Annotated in this window: 1 protein-coding gene; it reads left to right on the top strand. The window is 42.7% G+C overall.

Annotated features, from left to right (window positions below; all coding sequences use genetic code 11):
- The coding region (locus ACYVTD_RS16045) for an AAA family ATPase (RefSeq protein ID WP_461248682.1) at positions 1-419 on the top strand (419 nt) is incomplete at both ends.

The following is a 419-nucleotide window of genomic DNA, read 5'->3' as shown; positions in this document are numbered from 1 at the left end:
AAACGATGTCCTTTTTATCGATGAAATACATAGATTATCAAGCACAGTCGAAGAAATCCTATATCCTGCAATGGAGGACTATGCATTAGATATCATAATTGGCAAAGGACCTTCCGCACGTTCACTAAGGCTCGATTTGCCAAAATTCACTCTAGTCGGCGCAACAACAAAAGCCGGCTCGCTAACATCCCCACTCCGCGATAGGTTCGGCGTCATTTCAAGATTGAACCCATATTCAGACGACGAATTAAAACAAATAGTCATCCGTTCAGCAGACATTTTAGGCGTCAGCATCGATCAAGACGGCGCGAAAGAAATAGCAATGCGTTCAAGAGGCACTCCAAGAATTGCAAATAGGTTATTAAAACGCGTGCGCGATTTTGCCGAAGTTCAAAATAGCGGTATCATCACAAAAGAAA

The sequence above is a fragment of the Treponema sp. R6D11 genome, assembly GCF_054786075.1.
Note: the sequence above shows the minus strand (reverse complement) of the source record. Positions and strands in the feature narration are given on the sequence as shown.